The organism is Vibrio sp. MA40-2 (assembly GCF_047302445.1).
In the GTDB taxonomy this organism is placed as follows: domain Bacteria; phylum Pseudomonadota; class Gammaproteobacteria; order Enterobacterales; family Vibrionaceae; genus Vibrio.
Map to the genome: position 1 here is coordinate 2069062 of NZ_CP178628.1, position 20200 is coordinate 2089261.

Annotated in this window: 14 protein-coding genes and 1 pseudogene; 10 read left to right on the top strand and 5 right to left on the bottom strand. The window is 41.0% G+C overall.

Features of this window, described 5'->3' with window-relative positions; genetic code table 11:
* Window positions 1-325: 325 nt before the first annotated feature.
* The 8 genes from ACLKML_RS17030 to ACLKML_RS17065 all read left to right on the top strand — a co-directional run bounded on the left by ACLKML_RS17030 (window position 326) and on the right by ACLKML_RS17065 (window position 12338).
* Complete coding sequence (locus ACLKML_RS17030; RefSeq protein WP_413284196.1) at window positions 326-1624, top strand: ABC-three component system protein; 1299 nt, start codon at window positions 326-328, stop codon at window positions 1622-1624.
* Window positions 1608-2312: an ABC-three component system middle component 1 gene (locus ACLKML_RS17035; RefSeq protein WP_413284197.1), complete on the top strand. Its 705-nt coding sequence runs from the start codon at window positions 1608-1610 to the stop codon at window positions 2310-2312. Before ACLKML_RS17030 ends, ACLKML_RS17035 begins: the two co-directional genes overlap by 17 nt.
* Complete coding sequence (locus ACLKML_RS17040; protein ID WP_413284198.1) at window positions 2296-4650, top strand: AAA family ATPase; 2355 nt, start codon at window positions 2296-2298, stop codon at window positions 4648-4650. The genes ACLKML_RS17035 and ACLKML_RS17040 overlap by 17 nt, the downstream gene beginning before the upstream one ends.
* Window positions 4651-5162: 512 nt before the next feature.
* Window positions 5163-7505, top strand: coding sequence for an AAA family ATPase (locus ACLKML_RS17045; protein WP_413284199.1), 2343 nt, complete (start codon window positions 5163-5165; stop codon window positions 7503-7505).
* Window positions 7502-9379 carry a UvrD-helicase domain-containing protein gene (locus ACLKML_RS17050; protein ID WP_413284200.1) on the top strand — a complete coding sequence of 626 codons (1878 nt, stop codon included), beginning with the start codon at window positions 7502-7504 and terminating at the stop codon, window positions 9377-9379. The genes ACLKML_RS17045 and ACLKML_RS17050 overlap by 4 nt, the downstream gene beginning before the upstream one ends.
* 595 nt (window positions 9380-9974) lie before the next feature.
* A complete protein-coding gene (locus ACLKML_RS17055) occupies window positions 9975-10424 on the top strand; it encodes a GyrI-like domain-containing protein (protein ID WP_413284201.1) in 450 nt (149 codons plus the stop codon).
* A 359-nt stretch (window positions 10425-10783) separates the two neighbouring features.
* Window positions 10784-11722 carry a DUF2971 domain-containing protein gene (locus tag ACLKML_RS17060; protein WP_413284202.1) on the top strand — a complete coding sequence of 313 codons (939 nt, stop codon included), beginning with the start codon at window positions 10784-10786 and terminating at the stop codon, window positions 11720-11722.
* A gap of 85 nt (window positions 11723-11807) precedes the next feature.
* Window positions 11808-12338, top strand: a complete 531-nt coding sequence (locus ACLKML_RS17065) for a hypothetical protein (protein ID WP_413284203.1) — start codon at window positions 11808-11810, stop codon at window positions 12336-12338.
* Window positions 12339-12487: 149 nt separating this feature from the next.
* On the opposite strand, the gene ACLKML_RS17070 is transcribed toward ACLKML_RS17065, so the two are convergent.
* The 5 genes and pseudogenes from ACLKML_RS17070 to ACLKML_RS17090 form a co-directional block, all read right to left on the bottom strand.
* On the bottom strand, window positions 12488-13201 hold the full coding sequence (locus ACLKML_RS17070; RefSeq protein WP_413284204.1) for a DUF2971 domain-containing protein: 714 nt from the start codon (window positions 13199-13201) through the stop codon (window positions 12488-12490).
* Window positions 13202-13212: 11 nt separating this feature from the next.
* Window positions 13213-13383, bottom strand: a pseudogene (locus ACLKML_RS17075) (integrase); the annotation flags it as partial.
* Between the two features lie 163 nt (window positions 13384-13546).
* Window positions 13547-15028: a hypothetical protein gene (locus ACLKML_RS17080; RefSeq protein ID WP_413284205.1), complete on the bottom strand. Its 1482-nt coding sequence runs from the start codon at window positions 15026-15028 to the stop codon at window positions 13547-13549.
* 362 nt (window positions 15029-15390) lie between these two features.
* Window positions 15391-16392, bottom strand: a complete 1002-nt coding sequence (locus ACLKML_RS17085) for a helix-turn-helix transcriptional regulator (protein ID WP_413284206.1) — start codon at window positions 16390-16392, stop codon at window positions 15391-15393.
* Between the two features lie 312 nt (window positions 16393-16704).
* Complete coding sequence (locus ACLKML_RS17090; RefSeq protein WP_413284207.1) at window positions 16705-16899, bottom strand: hypothetical protein; 195 nt, start codon at window positions 16897-16899, stop codon at window positions 16705-16707.
* A gap of 241 nt (window positions 16900-17140) precedes the next feature.
* Here ACLKML_RS17090 and mads1 point away from each other — a divergent pair, with 241 nt between their 5' ends.
* Window positions 17141-17311: a methylation-associated defense system helix-turn-helix domain-containing protein MAD1 gene (gene mads1 / locus ACLKML_RS17095; RefSeq protein ID WP_102558320.1), complete on the top strand. Its 171-nt coding sequence runs from the start codon at window positions 17141-17143 to the stop codon at window positions 17309-17311.
* A complete protein-coding gene (locus ACLKML_RS17100) occupies window positions 17308-20187 on the top strand; it encodes an SNF2-related protein (protein WP_413284208.1) in 2880 nt (959 codons plus the stop codon). Before mads1 ends, ACLKML_RS17100 begins: the two co-directional genes overlap by 4 nt.
* The last annotated feature ends 13 nt before the right edge of the window (window positions 20188-20200 follow it).

A 20200-nucleotide genomic window follows, 5' to 3' on the forward strand; every position in this document is an offset into this window, starting at 1 on the left:
ATCAAGGCTCGTTCAGGGACAAGAACGCTTTAGTGCCATTACTCTAAAACCTTTATGCCCCTTTTCGTGTTAGTGCTCAACTTTAAATAGATTACCTTTTTTATGGCAAAATGCCTGCTATTCAGGCCATGTCCAAATTTGGAACCTGCTCCTTTCATAATTAATTAGCCAGCCACTTTGACCTAATTCAAGTCCGATTTTATATGCTTGGTGGTATACTTTATTAATTATATTAGATAATTGCTCGTTAGTTACTTTCCGAAAGTGTTACGAAACCTCGTGAGTACTTTGTGGGTGAGCCTGATTTTAGGTGACAGGAAATTATATGACTCAAAACCGCCAGAGCGATCCTCATACAGCGATTTCAACATGGAGTGGGTTTGTATATCAGGGAAAGCTCGCTCTGTATCATTGTCTTCGGTTAATGACGAATGACTATGAGGCGAATCGCGATCTTAAACTACAGTTGGAAAGTCAGGATGATTTTGCGATTTTCCGAGCAAACCAGTGCTTATCATTGCACCAAGTCAAAGCTTACAAGGCTACGTTGTTCTCTGGCTATCGCGCAGGCATTAATAGCCAAAAGGAAAATGCCACAGAACGGGGTATCCAAACGGCATATTTTCATGTTGCTCGTGACATTATTGATCTACCAGAATCATTCGAACAGGAATACCAACCTGTAGAATTGTATCCCTATCCACTACAACCAGGAGCAAATGAGGAGCATACCAAGCTTTATTGTCCACTCGATGAAGTTGATAGGTATATTGAAGCTCAGATCAGGGAAATGATATCAGTTGTAGATTGTTTGTTTCCTTGGAAAGCAATAATTTGCACTTCAATCCGAGAGATCCTCGAAGCGATAGTGAACACTAAAGTTGTCATGGTACATCACCAAATACACCAATCAAATCGGAACCAGACAGCAATTGCAGCTAATGAGTTTATCGAGTTTTCGGATATCTATGAAATTCTTGAAGCTGACGATTATGAGCGATTTAACAATGAAGAGTATTTCCTTAGCCGCTTGAAAATTGATATTGGAGCTTACTATCAAGAATTCTGCGAACAGCACGATACGATACCACAAGCAGCATACGCCAAGTTAGATGACTGCATAGCAACGATTACCGACTTGGATAGTCAAGGTATGAAGGCTTTCCTTCGCGCAACGATGCCACATCGAAAAGGACGATTTACCACACTAAGTGATTTTAAGGACCAAACGCTTGACCGTGACTCTATGAGGCAGGGGCTGTTTACGATTTTCCATAAGTTGGTTAAAGCGCAGAAACCAGATAGTGAAAGGGTGCATTTCGCATGGCAAGTTGACGGTCGATTCTATTATCCAACAGGGATTCATACCGCAGCAGAACATCAGGACGTGGTCTGCCATGATATTTTGCAACAGGCACTTGAGGAAGATGTTGAATGCTTATTTGAGTGTGGGGCGTTGATTACCAGTGCTATAGATATGCCATCCATCACTTGTGTGAAAATTGGTGTGGATGCCACGGAAGAAGAAACGATTATAGGAACTAGTATCGGCAGTTTTCAACAGGTGGGGCTAGTTTCTTTGAATAATGTACCTGAGAGCCTAAAAGATGCAGAAGTTGATTGAAAAGTTGTTCGAATTGCAGGGTATGGAGCGAAAAGCTTTACCTAAATTGGAGTTGTATGAATACAGCGAGCCGGATAAAACGGGTTACTGGCTAGTGGTTCATGGTGAACCAGAGCTTTCTCCTGAGCTTCAGGCAAATTGGCTGAGCGACTGCAAGAAAACGACGGTAGACCCTGCACTTGAGAAAAATATTAACTTGTTGATTGTATGGCAGACCGAAAGTTTGAATGAGAAAACCAGCAAAATGGTACATTACGCAGAAGAGGATAGTTACTTCTTTAAAAAGCATGTTTTACCTTATACGTCTGATGAACTGGAAGCTTTACAGCTGATAGTTGAACAGAATGGGCTGGAGTCAGTGTTTCGCAATGTTCTGACTAATACTCAGACATTTACCGCATACAAAGCGCAGTACAATCAGGGAGGTTGGCAAAGTTTGCTGTACAGGTTGGCGATAAAGGTATCAGCACTTACGATTCAAGGCTCAAGTAAAGCGGATCTGACCAACCTTGAACAGAATATCCAGGAAAAAGTCTTGAAGTCGCCCAATGCTGAGATTTTGAGGGCGACTGAATTGGCTCTCTGGAATATAGCTGACCAAAATCCCTTACAGGAAATCCCCCCAGAAAATTTATTGGCACTTATGACTTCAGAATTAGGCAAGGATGACTATGAACTTGACTGTTAAACGTCTGGTAATCCAGAACTTCAAACTTTTTGAACGTCGTGAAATAGTCATTGATAACGATCGCCTAATTGTTCTCGATGGTCCCAATGGCTTTGGCAAGTCATCGTTTTTTGATGCTTTAGAGTTGCTATTTACTGGGACAATTCGGCGTTACGTCGAGCTAGAAGAACTTACGGTGGATGGGCGCAGCCAGAAACTAGGATGCCCATGGCTATTTAATAAAGCAAAAGCGGGAGCTTGGTTATCCATACGTGCCGAGGTGGTAATAGACGAACAAACCAAGTTCCTTGAACGGGCGGCTTGTAAGACTGAACTAGATAAGCATAAGGGACTGAAGGAATTAAAGTTACCTTTATATGAATTAGCGGCTCTGGAAGCTGAGCGCAATTCGCCAGTTTCCGATGAGGAGGGGTATCTTTCTGAGTTACAAGGAGAGGAGTATAAACGAGACTTTGAATTGTTCCATTATGTGGAGCAGGAAGAAAATACTCGGTTATTGAAACAGAAAGAAAAAGATCGCCAGCTACAAATCGCTCACCTGTTTGAAATTGGGGAAATCCAACAGAAAATCAATACTATCAACCTGTCATTTAGCAAAATCGGTAAGTTATGTGGCGCGCAAAAAAAGCAGGAGGTTAAAGCACTAAAAGCTAAATGGGAAACTGCCAAACAGCAGCTGTTACCGGATGGTGGACCTATTGATTACAAACGATTAATCAATGCTACAGATCAACCCTGGGATCGGGAAGTTTTAGAGTGTGAAGTTCAACAGTTTGAGCAATGGCTATCAACGGATGGCGAGTTGTTCCGTCTAGGGAGATTTGTTAAGAATTTTGCCCATTATGAAAATCATATTTATAATCAGGAACTTAAAAAAAGGCTCCTGCCGCAGAGAGAGTTACAACAGCGGATGCTTATGTTTATGCATCGTATCCCTCAACAACAGACGTGGGCGCTAGAATTACAGCGATATGACGCCGCTATACAGATAACTGATGCGTTTAAGGATATAGTGAAGGCTGTCAAACATGATCAGCTTACTCTTCCTCATGTCCTAACGGATCTACTCCCAGATAATATTACGCCGAGCGAATTCGGTCGTCAGGTCGTACTACTAAAACAGCATATTACCTCGATTGACAAACTGGATGAGAGCTTAGCTGTTCTAGTGTCGATGCGTGAGCAGTTGGTGAAAGCTTTTACACAGCACCAATTACATGGAGAACCTACAGAAGTTTGTCCTATATGTGGTCATAGCTGGGACTCAGTTGAATCACTGCTTAATGGGATCGAGAAACAGGGAGAAACACTACAGCTATTGGCTGAACAGCAAAACAGTCAATTGACTGGGCAGTTAGCCGAATTTAAGAAGACATACCAGTTACCAATTGAGCAAGCACTGGTTATTTATCTGCAACAACAGCAAGATAAGGTTGCTTTCAAACGTAAGCTTGTTGCGCTGAGTCAAGAGCAACTCCATTGGTTGCAGAATTACAGCCAGCAGTTGGAGGTGGCTGGAATTGAATTTCAGGATCTGCTAGTTGAGAGCTTTGATCAGAATGCTGAATTACAATTGTCTGAGTTGGATAAGCGAGTACGTTCTAAGTTTAAACCAGTAGATGACAGCTGTCTTTATAACGACTTTGACCAATTATATAGGGTAGTATTTAACAACGATTCGTCGGCGGTAAGGCAAGTAACGCTTAAGCAGATCGAGATGAAAATTAACTACATGCGACAGCAACAGTCTCTTGCGTCTTCAATATATGCAACGACTTGTGAGCAGGCGTATAAGGACGCTGACCAACAGGTAAAAAATGCTAGTAAGGTCAGAGGGCACTTGAAAAAGCTCAAGGAAATATACGAAAACGAAAAAAAACGCTATCTAGAATCAATTGTGAAAGAGATCGAAATCTTGTTTCACATTTATTCAGGTCGACTGATGCAAAGTTATCAACAAGGGTTAGGGATCTTCATTGAGAACAATGGGAATTCAATTGCCTTCCATGAAACGCCAGGGCGAGACCATGATGTCGTGTTTTCCATGAGTTCTGGTCAACTTTCCGCTTTAGTTCTGTCTTTTACGTTAGCGCTTAATCAACGGTATGCGAAACACAGTTTATTGCTGATCGATGACCCGGTACAGACATTAGACGAAATTAATGTGGCGGGTTTCATTGAATTGTTGCGTACTGAGTTTGCAAACCGTCAGATTATTATTTCAACGCATGAAGATCGCATGTCTGCTTACTTCCGTTATAAGTACAAAAAGTTCGGAATGCCAGTGGGTCGGATTAACTTTATGGAACAGGCGCTCTTAGTTGTCGATACGCAATAGAAATAACGGATTATCTCTTTCTCAGTGATGATGGACAGGCTCATATTTGTTAAACAAACTAATCTGAAGAGCCAAAACTAGGTTTTGGCTCTAACAAGGAATTGTCCAGAACCGTCATAGTGGTACTTCATAACTCAGAAGTGCCCCATTGTGTGTTTAGCCAGTTTTTCACTACGTGTGAATACTGTGAATTTTACCTTATAAAAACTAATCATCTAATCTCTAATCATTCACTCAAAAAAGCTATCCCTTACCGATTGTCTGGACCTCAATCACTAGTTCTCTTATGCGACCAAAATCAAGTACCGCCTTATGCGTTTTGTAGTATATTGCACTGATAATATTAGACAGTGATGGTGTGTTGCGCGTCAGGAATGGAGAGTAGAAGAGAAACTCTACTGCATTGGTAGGTATTCAATCTTATTTCAAGCAAATAAACCCGCAACAATAAAAATCAATAGTAAAGAGCCACGAAAACGAGGTGAAACCAAAGTGAGGTTGGGAACATATCAATGAAAATTGTCCATATAGACATCCAAAACTTTCGAAAGTTAAAGAGCTGCCGTATAGAACTTGCTGAAACTAGTACAATTTTTGTTGGCGCGAATAACAGCGGTAAAACCTCAGCAATGGATGCGCTGATCATGTTTTTAAAAAAAGGAAAGCGAAAAGAGCTATCTACTACAGACATTACCCTTTCAAATTGGGCAGGCATAGAAAAAATCGGCTCTGATTGGCTTCGTATCGGCGAGGACCAACAGCCGGATTTTGCCTTAGACATTTGGCGCGAACAACTACCTTCTATTGATGTTTGGTTAGAAGTTGATGAGTCAAAAATCCATTATGTCAGACACTTGCTGCCAACGCTAGATTGGGACGGAGGCTTACTCGGTGCTCGGTTGATTTTAGAGCCAAAGGACACAGAAGAATTATATAAAGCCTATGCGTCTGCTCACTCGGCAGCGCAAACTACTATGGCATCTCGTCAAACGGGAAGTGGCAATAACAGTTCGTTATCTCTAGCATTATGGCCAAGATCAATGCGGGATTTTTTGGATCGAAAACTTCATAGTTACTTCACAATCAATGCTTATGTATTGGATCCTGAGTTGGCCAATAATACACCATCGCAACCCATCACCGAGTATATGGAGGCAATGGATAGCGACCCGTTTGATGGTTTGTTTAAAATTGACATTATCAATGCACAACGTGGTTTTTCTGATCCTAACTCAGGTGAAGGAACAGCAAACAGTGATCGACGTCTATCCGCTCAATTGAGGAGTTATTTTGACAAGCACCTCAATCCAAATGAGTTACCTGAAGCAAGCGACCTAGATGCTCTAGAAGCGATGGAGGCAGCTAGAGCCGCATTTGATCAAAAGTTGAAGAGCAGTTTCAGCAACGCAATTGGAGAACTGGAAGGTCTTAACTACCCTGGTTTCAGTGATCCCCAAATTCTGCTTTCAAGCAAAGTAAATCCTCTAGAAGGGTTGAATCATGACTCAGCAGTTCAGTTCAACGTTTTGCGTACTGAAACTTCCTTGGCAGCCGGATTTTGCTTGCCGGAAAAATATAATGGACTCGGCTACCAAAACCTTATTTCAATGATTTTTAATCTCATCCGCTTCCGTGATGAATGGATGCGAGTAGGTAAGGCAGGAAAGCGTGAAGAAAACAGCAACAAGCCCATAGAGCCTCTTCACCTAATGCTAATTGAAGAGCCTGAAGCTCACTTGCACGCACAAGTGCAACAGGTCTTCATCAAGAAGGCATATAGCGTTCTAAGAGCTCACTCAGACCTTGGGAACATGAAGCAGTTCTCTACTCAGATGCTTGTAAGCACGCACTCAAGCCATATTACTCACGAAGTGGACTTCACTGGCTTACGCTATTTCCGCAGAAAACAAGTTTCAGCTGTTCAGGAAGTCCCGTGTGCCTATGTTGTAAATATGTCGGCGGTATTCGGATTAGAGTCCAAACGTCGTCCCAAAGGGCAAGATCCTGAAGAACAAAAAAGAATCGAAACTGCGCAGTTCGCAACACGTTACCTTAGATCAACACACTGCGACCTCTTTTTTGCAGATGCAGCAATCCTGATAGAGGGGCCTGCGGAGCGAATGCTGGTACCTCACTTTATAAGACATCACTATCCCGAACTGGATAGAAGCTATATCTCACTCCTAGAAATTGGCGGCAGTCATGCACACCGATTGCGTCCGTTAATTGAAGCCTTGGGCATACCAACGCTTATCATTACTGATTTAGATTCTCTGGAAAAGAAAGAAACTGGAGAAAAAGATGCTGAGGGTAATCCCAAGTTTAGGGCAAAAAAAACAAGGCCACAAACAGGAAAAAATCAACTAACCGGAAATGACACGCTAAAGACTTGGGTTCCCGGTAAAACTGATTTGGATGAAGTAATAGGAATTTCTTCAGACCAGAAAATTTCTCAATGTGGAAAGGTTCGAGTTGCTTACCCCTCAAAAATTATGGTTACTCTCCCGTCAGACAGCAAAGGGCTAACCGGATTTAAGTCTGCTATTCCTTACACTTTCGAGGATGCCTTGGTATTAGCCAACCTCCCGACGTTCAAATGTATAACCCAAGTAACAGGTCTCACTAAGAAAATGGCTGATGCTACTCAGAAAGTAACCCTTGATGAAACCTGTGAAGAAATGTTTAATGCGTTGGATAGGAGTGCAAAAAAAGCAGAGATGGCGCTAGATTTACTCTATTCAACGGATCCAAGTATTTTTCGAACGCCGCATTATATACATGAGGGGTTATCATGGCTTAAAACAAACCTAGACGAGTTGGTTCAACCTACATCGAGTCTGGAGGCTAATCCATGACAGACGTTACCACCTCTGCTTCTATTGATGATGATATCTATAGTTGTCTTAACCTTGACGCACCCAAGAGTTTTTTTCTATTTGCTGGTGCAGGTTCAGGAAAAACTCGCTCATTGGTTGAAGTACTCAAGCGATTTCGTGAACACAACGTACATCGCTTACGAGCGAATGCTCAGCAAGTCGCTATCATTACTTACACCAACGCAGCATGTGACGAAATCAAGCGTCGTTTGGAGTTTGATCCAAGCTTCAGCGTTTCAACAATTCACAGTTTTGTTTGGGAACTTATAAAACCCCACCCAAACGACATCAGAGAAATACTCAGAGTTAGTCTTCAAGCCGATATTGAAAAACTTGAAGATGCTCAGCGTAGAGGGCGTGCAGGAACAAAGGCGGCAGAAGACAGGCCTCGGCAGATCGCAACAAAACAAAAGCGGCTTGACTCGCTTGATAGAGTTAAGAGGTTTTCATATAACCCCAATAGGGAAAATGCGGGCAGAGACTCTCTAAACCATACTGATGTAATAGGTATTGCTGTCGAACTCCTGATAAGCAAACCTCTTTTGCAACGAATCCTTATTCGCAAGTTTCCAGTGCTGCTCGTGGACGAGAGTCAGGACACCAAGAAAGATCTGATTGAAGCCCTATTTGTTGTTCAAGCGTCTCATAAAGAGCAGTTTTCAATGGGGCTATTTGGTGACGTCATGCAACGGATCTACTTTGAGGGTAAAGAGCATTTAGATCAAGACTTACCTGATGACTGGTTGAAACCCAAAAAAGAGTACAACTACCGCTGTCCGCGACGGGTTGTTAGGCTTATCAATAAGATCCGTGAGGATGTTGACCAAAACGTTCAACTGCCAGTTAAAGATAAAGAAGGTTTTGTTCGCCTTTTTATCGCAGATTCTCAAGTAGAAACTAATAAGGCTGAATTTGAGTACTCGGTTTGCCAAGAAATGGCAAAAATTACTGAAGACAAACGGTGGATAGAGGATAGAAAAACGCTTACTTTAGAGCACCATATGGCTGCGGTTCGTGGAGGTTTTTCAAGTTTCTTTGATCCACTGTATAAAGTTGAAAAGTTAAAGACGAGTTTGCTTGATGGTACACATGCCTGTATTACTCTGTTTTCAGAGCGAGTTTTACCACTGTTCAATAGTTTGGAGACAGGGAATCAATTTGCTATTAGTCGAATCGTAAACAAATATTCACCACTTATTTCTCCTGAACTCCTACAAGTAAGTAATAGTCCTCGAGAAGAATTAGCTAAAGCCAAGCAGGCTGTTGATTCTCTCTATGCTTTGTGGGATGAGGCTTCTGATCCCTCCCTACATAATATACTTAAAGAAGTTCATCGTAGCGGACTTTTCCCTTTACCAGAGACTTTAGCGGTGATCGCAGCTAGAAAAGAGGAAAAGGAGTATCAAGAGTCTGATGCCGAGAATGACCTTAATCCAACGATTGAAGCCTGGGATAACGCACTTAAAGCGAAGTTCAGTGAATTAAAAGAATATGTCCAGTACATTTCCGACGAATCAGAGTTCGGTACACATCAAGGGATAAAGGGGCTTGAATTTCCTCGTGTTATGATCATTCTAGATGATAAAGAGGCTCGTGGTACTACATTCAGTTATGACAAGCTTTTTGGAGCTAAGCCTCTTACATCAAGTGATCTCCGGAATCAACAAGACGGCAGAGACACGGGTATCGACCGCACCAAAAGACTCTTTTATGTAACTTGTAGCCGAGCAGAAGAGAGCCTAGCAATTATTGCTTACACGGATAACCCTACGGAAATAGCTAGAACAGCGCTCCAGCAAGGATGGTTTGACGAGGGAGAGATTATTAATATTCCAAAAACTGTGTTGGAGTAGTGAATTTGGTTCCCTAATTAGAGGTGGTTAAAGTACACCTCTAATTAGAAGAAACAGGTGGACAAGATAGGTTTTTTGTATGTGGTTCAATGTCGAATTGGCTGTTAGTGTATTTAGTATCGACTAGGGTTTCTTTTAGTTATGGAAGGTCAGGCGATGGACGTGTTTGTAACCCTCACCCCAAATTAGCCAAGTATCCATTAGTTTATATTATTTATTCACTGTTCCTGTAACTCTCTGCGCTAAATGATTTTTGTCCAGAGGCATGCAGACAGGGTATGAAACACGAAAATGCCCCATTCTTTGGTAGATCTTTTAATCATTCATAGCCTGTTCATTAGCTTTTGCTCTACTAAAGTTAATCGGATTTAGTTAATGAATTCACATTCCCATTATTAGACAACAATTCGTTCTCCAATAAGTATTATTATGCTTTTCACTCGCACAATAACACTTACTAACCCTGTTTTTATATACAGGCATTGTTGCTCTTGTTAGGATGAGTTAGTTTTAGTAATTAAGATGGCATACGGCAGAATCGATCGGTTTTGTGAGCCACATATCTTTATTGGACCTTACATAATAAGGAGTAACAATGAATATCAGTGACGTAAACGGTCTTGAGGCTACGGGTTTTGTCATTCGTACAACTAATGCGGATGAAGTAAATCCATCGACTGCAAAAATTGGAGAACTTTGGGCAAAGTTTTACACAAATGCAGCTCCAAAATTGAATGAAAAATCAAAAGTTTTTGGCATTTATACAAATTATGAGTCTGATTTTAGGGGGGCTTTTGACGTTATCGCTTGTTCGGATACGTTATCACCAGAAATATTACCAGACTCAGTAAAAATAAATGTTACCTCTGGCAAATACGTAACTTTTTCAGCAAGTGGTGAAATGCCACAAGCAGTTATAGATCTTTGGGGTGAAGTTTGGACTTACTTTAATTCTGAATACTGCCTATATCAACGGGCATACACAACAGACTTTGAATACTATAAAAGCGCTCATGAAGTGGAAATTTTTATTGCTGTTAGATAGCTACATGACAAGCGTTTAAGTTTTCAAGATACTTTTTTCTAATCTGCTCTATACGATTTAGGGCTTTGGATCTAAATCGTTTATGCCCCTAAACGTTTCAGAACGTTTCGCTTTGGCCATTGACCTAGCTAATGTGCAAAACATGCACATTGCTTATAACTAGAAATAGGGATTTCTCGGTAGTTGAGTTATAAATCTATTATGCACGGTACGTAATAGGTTCACTTTTGTCAGTTATCGCCGACCATTTGACTGGACTGCCTAGACAAGCGGTTGCTGTTTCCTCACTAGGCAACATAGTGACTAAGCCATTCCGCAAGTATACTTTGATATACAGATCTCTTGCCGAACTATGAATCATGAAAACATTGTATAAATATGTAGATAATCCTGATTTTATACTGAAAGATGGATATATCCGAGCAACTCAGTTGTCAGCGTTAAATGATCCATTTGAAGCAAATTATTGTGAGAACGGACTGACTAAGCTTGCGATAGAGTTAAATTATGCCCATGGGATAGAAACTGACCTATGTGAATACTTAAATAACAATAAAAATAAGATTGGAGTAATTTGCCTTACCGAATCTAAAGAAAACTTATTGATGTGGTCACATTATGCGAATGAACATAAAGGATGTGTTCTGGGATTCATGGTGAAGTCGGCACATGACGAAAAATTATTCGATTTTTTCGATAACTTGTTCACTTATGAGTCTTACACATTTTTTCCATCTCCATTTAATGGCTTTTTCGAACCTATAAATTATCGGAAGCAACCCCGATATCGAATAGACAGTTTCGACGTTGACTATTCAAATTTTCATGAAGATCAACTTCTTTTCGAAATTTTCCAAAGAAAGAGTGATGAATGGATTTACGAAAAAGAACATAGGTCTATTTTAAGGTTAGCCCAAGCCGATAAGGTAATAGTTACAGATGAGGCACTAGCTTCTCATCGAAACGTAGACCATTTTTTGACAGTAGCACAAGAATTAAATTGTTATAAACAACAGGATGGTAGACACTATTTTTACCTAGATAGTATTACTGATAACACTGATAGAATATGCATGGGGGAATGTCTCGAAGATTTTGCAAAATTCCGTGATGTACTTTATCTATTCAAAATTAGCAAGGGTTCTTTAAAATCAATAACATATGGTTATAATTCGAAGTATATTGAACAATTAACTGGATACAGGGAGTTATACCCATCTCGTTTTTTTGAGCACTGGACGACATCTCTAAATCCTGACTACTATACCCTCGATTTTAATGAAGTAAATATTGAATAATCTAATGAGTTTTTAGCTGGCATGTAAACATTCGGTTTCGTTGAGTCATTAGCTAAGGCGATGTTCCATCACTTAAAAAGGAAACATGATAATGGGTTGGTTCTCTGACATTTTTAACTCTTCCCTCAAAGACTATGATGTTGGTTTTAGAGAGGAGTTTAGCTTAGGTTTTTTCACGCAACTTCTTTATAAGCACAATGGCTGGTATTTATGGAAAACCGTGAATGGAGATTCAATTAGCTTAATGTTAACTAAATCAGCTATTGATGTAACAACTCCACCAAAGCCATCAGGGTTAGTTTGGTGTTTTGGTGGCTTAGGTGTTTATGCTCATAGGGTAATTTCAACCCCAGAACTTTATGCAAGCTTTTATGGGCAGAACCAATTTAGAGGATCAATAAAGTTCTTTTTTAACAACAAGTTATATACATCATTAACAGAGAGTAATCTGTTAGAAATGGAAGGCTCTATTGTTAGGTTTGAAGTAACCTCATCCCCTATAAAACAGAAATCAGGAGGCAAATATCAACTGGAAAGTAGTTCTGTCGACTTTTCAGGGATAGGAGAGGCTTTAAAGGTGCTGAATTCTGAATATCAAACGTTAATAATGAGCTAAACATGGATTAATGCCCCCTGTAGGCTATACGATATTCAATATATGGAATGGCATGCGAGCTCGCTTACATCAACACTACCCATTTTATGTGTGAGTTTAATCTGTTTGAAAGTGGGCTTTGATTTATCTTAGGTAAAGCTCCAATTTATCTAAATAACCAACTCATTCTCAATGAAAATTTGGTAGCGGTTTTTTCGGATGTTAGCGTATTGGATTTTTGAATCTTGACCAGTCAACCTGATGACACTCTCCAATAGCTTCCGGTCATGCTCCGAAATCTTAGAACCAATAATCACTTTTCGAAGAGCATTTACTTGATTGTAGTTTAATTCGCCATCTCCAGTTTTGATGAATCGATATTCTTTTTCATTTGAGAAGCAGTCAGGTTTATTCATGTAAGCAGAGGTAATTAACCTTTTAAAATTGTCACGTTTGAAGTTTTTACCGGGAACTTCTTCCAATCCCCACTCTTCAGTTATTAAACTATCCCCAACGAGAATGTTGGGGGTGTGCTGATAACTGACGGAATCGTGATATACGGTCTTTTCTTCAAAGCTATCAATAAGTATTTGCTTATCAAAAATCATACAGAATCCTTTCAGCCCATCAGCGTAATAAGACCAATGGAAGAGTGAGCTAGCCAATTCATAGGCATTTGTTTCATCAGAAGCCATGGATAAAATTGCTGTTTTTTCGAAAGAAGCCAAATCTGGACAGTATTTATCGTCTTCATCTGGTAATTCTAATTTGAATATTGACTCTGTAGGATCATTCAAGTTAGCGGAAGGCGAAAAATAAAGAGAATTGCTCAACAGGTTAGCTATAGAGTATTTGTCAACTCTCTGAAATTTATATAAATACAATGAGTTTTCCCTCATGTTTCACAACTCTCTGAAATCCTCCGCGCATCTTCAATCTCAACACCAAGGTATTCAATCGTGCTTTCGAGCTTAGCATGACCCAGAAGCAACTGAATAGCCCAAAGACTCTTGGTCTTAGCGTAGATCAAAGAGGCTTAGGTTCGGCGTAATGAATGCGTACCGTATTAAGTTTTGATTGGGTTAGAAAGAGGGGGTCAGGTCAATCAACTGTCCTACCACGTTTATGTCCGTGCTACGAGCTTGGGTATCTAACGTAACTCTGCACTTTCTAGCACATACATAAGAAGGGAGCGATTGCTCCCTTCTATGCCGCAAGTTTAAGCAAGGCTACTTCGTACAATCATACCACCCATCACCACTGTCACACTCATATTTGAACGTCCCATTAGGATAAGAAACAAATCGATAGTGCATTACCATATCGCCATTGGGCATTTCAGTCGCCGCATTAGTTCGGTGTTCAGATACGTTACTATCACCTTCTTTATAACGCTTTGTATACTCCCACCAGTCAGATCCTACAGAATCTTGGGAACCATAAGTTTGCGGTAGTGCTGCGATATCAGCATTTAATGCATCAATGTCGATGTTCTCCACATCAGCACTGAAGCCTAACCAATGCGCGTATTCACTTGGCACTGTATCCCACTTGTAACGGCTTCCCTCTTCATCGTACATACCACTCACTCTTGCAGTCGAAAGAGTCATGTTTTGGCTATCAGCGGTATCAATCAAACTAACCTCATTACACTCCAACTCACTTAAGTCATAGAACGATGACTTGTTCTCCATACCGTATTGGTTGTCAGTGTCAGCCATCTTCGAAAGTAAGGTTTCTGATTTACTGCAAATGTAATCGTCAAAGCTTGGATCAGAGCTCATATTACGGTATTCATTCACATAACCCACGGTGCCAAAGTCAGTGATACTGTCTTCTTGTAGGTAGTTTCTAACCAAACGTTCGGGTAGCCAGTTATCATCTACCGCATAGACGGATTCAGACCAGAAGCTACCTTGGCGAATAGAGACCGATTTGTACCACAGCTGTTCATCATCTTGGCGTTGCCAGTCCGTTGGATCGTTAAGATAGTGAGCCACGTTGATATGTGCATATGGGTACTGAAGCGACAATTCATAAGTCTCTTCAAATGAAAGTTGAATGGATGCCATAAGCTGCTCAGCAATATCGTATACCGCACTGTTACCATCCGCTATGTAATCACTCCACAGCTCTTCCTCTGAGATATTGAAATGCCAAACTAAATCACCCGCTACGTTACGCATGGCGTCTTTTATGGCATTGCGGACTTGTTCATTGTCTTTCACTAATTCACAGCTATACGCCGCTCCTTGCTCTCTTTCAACCGTCTGTTTCGCTGACTCCCACAACATTGTGGTGAGTGGCGTAATGTTAACGGAGCCATTCGCTACCTCTTCTGGCAACGTGAACGCTGGTGGCAGGTTAAGTACATATGCTTGAGTTACTTCCCCTAAGTCTTCATCAATAGCTCCGACAGGCACACCTACGATCACTGGGACATATTCAAGACAGGCTTGCTGCTCTTCTGTGATGTCACCTTCAATAGTGAACACACCACCAGCCTCGGTGATAGCCGATGGTTCATCAGGATCGACAACACCATTTGAATTAAAATCATAATGAACAGTGGCACCAATGATATAGCCGTCAATAGCACGACCGGATAACAACGTAGAGTTGGATGGTTGTGAAGGCTCAGATGAGCCACCACCGCCGCAACCAGCAAGGGTTGCACTAGCAATAAGTACAGAAACTAACGTCTTTTTCATAGGAAATTCCTTTTTATTAATAGATTGGTTTGCAGGGATAAATGCATAGAAAACAAAAGCGGCTTACTTTCGTAAACCGCTAATGGTGGGTATTAAGCGTGTGGTATTAGCAAGCACATCGGCATGGAGGCATATCGCAAATGTCACAAGTTGAACTGTGGCTACCTCCGCAATATTCACAGCTGAATGAAGCTAGGCAACGGTGCTTGTTAAGTAATGGTCGAATCGCTTTAATGGTCATGAACTTCTCTCCCCGTCTATGTCGTAGTGGATCACATAGGAAGACGGCAAACCCTATGTGATATCCCTGCTTGTTGTCAGGTTATCAATAGGTTGGGCATCTGGTGTCGCATGGGGCTGTACTAAGTGAGACCGCTATCGCTATTTAGAGAAGTGGTTTGAAGCTGGGGACTTTTAATTGACGGCGGTGTAGGTTGTTGTTCTGAAAAGGTGATGTGGTTTTTATGTGCTTCTAGCCACGCCACTAACGGTGGTGTATTAGAAACCGTAACAGTGATGTGTAAATACGTATCGAATTCAGAGATACGTTGGTCGTTGGAAAGTGGTGTTTGGTAGAGATGTTCACCCGCTGGTTTAGTAATGGTGAATTCGAGTGTATAACGCTCATGCTCTGTATTGGTGTATTTCGATACTGAATGTTGCAAGTCAAAGTCTTGTGGGTAAGCAAACATGAAGGTTGATAATGTGACTTTGTGAATTTGGCTGACATCAACAAAAGTAGCGTCTTTATCTCCCTTCTGTCTGTACACCAATATCAATGTATTACCTTGTTGTTTAAGGCCTAATGGCATGACATCTTTTCTGTGTTGTTCTCCTTCAGAGTAATAATGCAAGCTTAACCAACGATTATGATAGAGCCCTTGGCAGATCTTAGCGTAAATATCAGAGCTGACATTTTCGCTTAGCTGGAAAGCATTTTGAAATACAACCTTTCTTAGCCATTGAGATTCTTTCGATTTCTGACCGAGAGATTTCAGGTGGTAATTGGCGTCTTCAAATAAGCTATGGAAAGTATGGGATATATGAGAAGGGATTAAATAATGTATGTGAGACTCAACCAGACACAACAGTAGTGCTTCTTGAGTACTGGCTCCAACAAGAGATTTAGTTTGCTTTCGTTGGTATCCATAAGGTTTATCACGGGTATCTCGGTCAATATCAAAATACTCAAGTAACACATCAAGGTTACGTTGAATCGTTCGAATATCTCTATCAATACCTATTTCCTGAAGCTGTGCTTTGAGCTCAGAAGCTGTGACTTTGTGCCAATACGGTATGCGCTTGTATAGTTCAAGCGCGAGCACCATATGTTGGCGAGTGCTCACATGAGTGGTTTTACTCATCGTGCACACCTTTAGCGAAGTGGATCAAAATAGAGGTGACGGTATAACGATGTTGAAACAAGTCACTCTCACTCTGTTTGATAGCAAGAGACGAAGCTCTACACGCTAGGCTTTAAGGTGCGTTGATTGTATGAGTAGCTTGGGCATCTGGTGTCGGATGAAAGCGGACAATTGAAATTAATTGAATAATCGAGGTGGGCATTATGAACTCCTATGCTGGTGGATACATAGGAGTGATATGTGTGTGAAATATATTAGATTGAATAATTGAAAAGTAGGAGAAGAATTTAGGGCTTCTCTATACTCATAGCGTTATCGCTTGTTGGACTCAGCTCGTTTCAATCTGTCATTTATAGATGGGTCTTCAAAGGTTACAGCATCAGGATCTGAGTAAGCAGGGTCGTTAACCATATCTGAGTATAGCTGTTCGGCATCGTCTGCGGATGTACCGTTTTTTATCCACTGAGTAATGGTTTTTTGTTGATCTAATGAATTGTCGTAAGGCAAAGGAATTTCTCCATCTGAAATGTGTTTGTATTCCTTACCTTGGTGCTAGTTAACTGAATTTAAAGTCCTTTAGCCTAATCCTATTCATTAAAACTGTAAATTGAGTGGGTGGTCACGTAATGTGTAAAAAATACGCAACAGCATACTTATCTCGACTGAGATCATTGTCCATTCCCCAATTTTCCCATATTCTCTCACTATTAATTCTGATGAATAAAACCAACATGAGATAACACTCTGAATGGTAGACCAAATTTTAACCTTGAAAGAGGTGGCCGCTTACTTAAAGTTGGCAGAGAAAACAGCATATAGATTAGCTAGTGAAGGCAAGCTACCAGGCTTTAAAGTCGGTGGCTCTTGGCGTTTCAAACGTGAAGACCTTGAAGCGTGGATTGAGGAGCAGAAAAAATGATTGAGCAGCTAACCCCGTTTCATGCCAAATACTTTGCTCATGAGCTTTCTATACTCCATGCCAATAACGGAGTAGACCGCCTTTCTCAATCGCTGTTCGATGCAAGTGTAGATTTAAATCCTCACCAGATTGATGCGGCTCTTTTTGCTATCGATAACCCGCTTACCAAAGGTGTTGTTTTAGCTGATGAAGTTGGTCTTGGTAAAACAATCGAAGCAGGCTTAGTCTTATGCCAATACTGGGCGGAAAGAAAGCGTAAGCTTCTTATCATTTGTCCGGCGTCGCTGCGCCGTCAATGGGCAACTGAGCTGCTAGAGAAGTTCAATCTTCCATCTCGTGTTCTAGATGCCAAAACGTTTAACCAACTTCAAAAACAAGGCATCTACAATCCGCTGAACAATAAAGAAGTTGTGATCATGTCTTATCATTACGCGGCCAGGCTTGAAGATAAGCTGGTGGCTGAAATGTGGAATTTGGTCGTTATCGATGAGGCTCACAAGCTCAGAAATGCCCATAGAGAAAGCAACAAAATGGGACAGGCACTTAAGCGAGCTCTTGATGGAAGGAAAAAGTTACTGCTAACTGCGACACCATTGCAGAACTCGCTAATGGAGCTGTATGGAATGTCCACTCTCATTGATGAGCATATCTTTGGTGATCATAAGGCTTTTCGAAAACAGTTTATGCAAGCTGATAGCGACAGAGGTGAGCTAAAGGAGCGTTTGGCTGGCTTTATGAAGCGGACGCTACGAAAGAATGTACTTGAATACATTAAGTACACCGAACGTAAAGCCATCACTATTCCTTTCTATCCAAGTGAACAAGAACAAGAGCTGTATGATCGTGTCCAGTTGTTGCTAGAACGTGAAGATAGCTATGCATTACCCAAAAGGCATCGACACTTAACAGGATTGATTCTGAGAAAACTCCTGTCATCTAGTACCAAAGCGGTTATCAATAATCTGCAAATTCTGAAATTTAGGTTAGAGCAGCTTAAAAAAGATGGGCAACAAACAGATGACTTAGACATCATTCAACAAATCATTACAGATGACGATCTTGAAGATGACATATACGAGGATGCTGAGTTAGCTGAGGTTGATTCAGGAAAAGTAGAGTTGAACCTGAAAGCTCTGGATTCAGAGATTGCTGAGCTTGAAGCTATTATTGCCAAAGCGAAACTAATTGGTATTGATACAAAGTCCAAGGAGTTACTGCAAGGGCTTGATAAGGGCTTTGAACAGTTAGCTGAAATGGGTGCGGCTCGTAAGGTCATCATCTTTACTGAATCAATGAGAACTCAGCAGTATCTAGCTCAATTTTTAGAAAGTAATGGTTATGCTGATAAAGTGGTGACATTCAGCGGCACCAACAATACACCTAAAGCTGCTCAAATCTACCAACAATGGCGAGAAGAGTATCAAGGCTCATCCCGCGTGACGGGTTCGGCTCAAATCGATAAGCGGTCAGCGTTAATAGATCACTTTAAAGAACATGCTGAAATCATGATTGCTACAGAAGCGGCAGCAGAGGGTGTTAACCTTCAGTTTTGTTCTCTTTTGATTAACTATGACTTGCCCTGGAACCCCCAACGAGTAGAGCAGCGTATTGGCCGTTGTCATCGATACGGACAAAAGTTCGATGTGGTAGTTGTGAACTTTTTGAATCAACGAAATCAGGCTGATTCAAGGGTACTTGAGCTACTCACTGATAAATTTAATCTATTTGATGGTGTGTTTGGTGCATCGGATAGCGTACTTGGCAATATAGAAAGCGGTGTTGATTTTGAAAAGCGGATTCAAACAATCTATCAATCTTGCCGTACACCAGATGAAATAGAAATTGCGTTTGAGCTGCTACAAAAAGAGCTTGAAAATGACATCAATGAAAAAATGCAGAAAACTCAAGATCAGCTTCTTGAACATTTTGATGAAGACATCCATGACATTCTTAAGATTAAGCTTGATGAAGCGAAAGAACGTTTAGATAAAGTAGGCAGATGGTTTTGGGCAGTAACCTACCAGCAGTTGAAAGACAGCGCTTGCTTTGATCATGAGAAGCATAGCTTCTCTATCAATGAGCCAATAAACGACTCTTTCTTTGGTAAATATCAGTTGATAAGAAAAGCTGGTGGAGACAATCGAGAGGTTCAACAACTCGATCACCATACTCAAGCTTATCGGATCAATCACCCATTAGGTGAGCAAGTTATTGCTGAGGCGAGGAAATTTGAAACCGATCGATGTGAACTGTTTTTTGATTACTCGGGCCATACAACGAAGGTGTCAGTTGCAGAGCAACTTAAAGGTCAATCAGGCTGGTTAACACTTAACCTACTATCAGTTGAAGCCTTTAATATTCAAGAGTTTCTCGTATTCTCGGCTAAGACAGACAAAGGGCAAATAGTCGATACAGAGGCTTGTGAAAAGCTCTTTAACTTAGGTGTATCAAAATCGATTCAAACTGAGTTAATTATGCCAGAGGAGCTTTGCTCTCTTCGAGCTAGACAGATTGATGCAAAACTTGCAGAAGTGATGGACAGTAATAATACGCTTTTCGAAGTTGAGAGAGACAAGCTTGAGAAGTGGGCAGAAGATAAGGTGATGGCGGCTGAAGAAGCATTGCGTGATACCAAAGCCCAGATACGCTCATTAAAGCGAGAAGCAAGGCACGCACAGTCAGTAGAAGAGCAAAAGGCGAACCAAGAGCAAATTAAGAAGCTTGAACGACAGCAGCGACGTCAGCGATCAGAAATCTTTGATGTGGAAGATGAGATCGCAGACAAACGCGATGAACTAATCGCAGCGCTTGAAGAGCGCATGAAACAGAAAACAAACGTCACTGAGCTATTTACAGTTCGTTGGTCAGTGGTTTGATAAAGAATATTGG